The 1,384-nt window shown below is 74.9% G+C and carries 2 protein-coding genes and 1 pseudogene; all 3 read right to left on the reverse strand.

Features of this window, described 5'->3' with window-relative positions:
• A pseudogene (locus tag ACFQ4O_RS17560) lies at positions 1-271 on the reverse strand (AMP-dependent synthetase); the annotation flags it as partial.
• A gap of 7 nt (positions 272-278) precedes the next feature.
• A complete protein-coding gene (locus ACFQ4O_RS17565) occupies positions 279-767 on the reverse strand; it encodes an RNA pyrophosphohydrolase (RefSeq protein WP_378777669.1) in 489 nt (162 codons plus the stop codon).
• The coding region (locus ACFQ4O_RS17570) for a divergent polysaccharide deacetylase family protein (protein WP_378777671.1) at positions 764-1,384 on the reverse strand (621 nt) is incomplete at its 5' end. The genes ACFQ4O_RS17565 and ACFQ4O_RS17570, both read right to left, overlap by 4 nt.

A 1,384-nucleotide genomic window follows, 5' to 3' on the forward strand; every position in this document is an offset into this window, starting at 1 on the left:
CCGCGCCCTGGGGCCGCAGCCGGGCGGCGGGGTCGCCGCGGCGCAGTCCGCGGCGATGAAGCGCCGCCGCCAGCGCCTGCGAGGCAGCGCGAATCTCCCCGTAGCTCACCGGCGCCAGCGCCGCGCCCGGCCGCTTCAGCAGCAGCGCGGGGCGATCGGGCTCGGTCGCCGCCCAGCGGTCGCAGATCGCTTCGGCGATGCTGAAGCGCGCCGGCAGGTTCCACCGGAACGCCGCGCTCAGCCGGGCGTGGTCGCGGCCGTCCGGCGGCACGGCGGCGTCAGCCCGCCAGATGGCCGAAGGCCTGGACCACGCGATCGTAGACGCCGCGCTTGAACGGCACGATCAGCCCCGGCAGCTCCGCCATCTCCGCCCAGCGCCATTCGGAGAACTCCGGCCGATGGCCCTTCGGCGCCAGATCGATCTCCTCCGGCTCGCCGGTGAAGCGGAAGACGAACCAGCGCTGGGTCTGGCCGCCATATTTGCCGTTGCGCGTGCGCGCCATGATCTCGGCCGGGAAGTCGTAGGCGTACCATTCCGGCGCCTCGGCCAGCAGCCGCACGGAGGTGACGCCGGTCTCCTCCTGAAGCTCGCGGATCGCGGCCGCGAGCGGCTCCTCGCCCCGGTCGATGCCGCCCTGGGGCATCTGCCACTCGTAGCTCGGGGAGCCGGGCTCGACCTCCCCGCCCCGCCGACGGCCGACGAACACCCGGTTCTCGGCGTTGAGCAGCATGATCCCGACGCAGCGGCGGTACGGCAATGACGTCATGATGGTCCCTGAGCCCCGGCGACCGCCGACACGGGCGCGAGCGCGGCGCCGCGCTGCGCGAGGCCCGCGCGCCAGGCGTCGATCCTGTTCAATGTGAGCGGCGTCGCCGTGACCCAGCCCACCGCGATGCGGGACGGGTCCGCCCGCGCCTCGCTTTCGAGCTTGGCCAGGGCGGCGTCGATCGTGTCGGCGTCGTCGGTCTGGTCGATCGACACCACGCCGCCCGCATGCGGCAGCGAGGCGTCGCGCGCCAGATCCACCGCGCGCCCGCTGCGGTCGGCCGCCACCACGAACATCAGCCCGCGGCGGGCGAGCTCCACCAGCATGGGCTGGAGCGCGTCCGGATTGTCGAGAAAGCGCGCGCCCGCCAGCGGCGCGACGCCCACATAGCCCTGCGCGCGGCCGAGCGACCAGCGCAGCCGCTCTAGGTTGGCGGAGGCCGGCAGGCTGGTCAGCAGCGTCTGGGGGCCGGGATCGTTGGCGGGGTAGTCGAACGGCTCCATGGGCGCCTGCAGCAGCGCCTCGCGCCCGGCGCCGCGCGCCTGCGCCACCAGCTCCGCCACGTCCGGCGCGTAGGGCGAGAACGCCACCGCCACCTCCGGCGGCAGGCGCCGCAG

Source organism: Methylopila musalis, from assembly GCF_042679725.1.
In the GTDB taxonomy this organism is placed as follows: domain Bacteria; phylum Pseudomonadota; class Alphaproteobacteria; order Rhizobiales; family Methylopilaceae; genus Methylopila; species Methylopila musalis.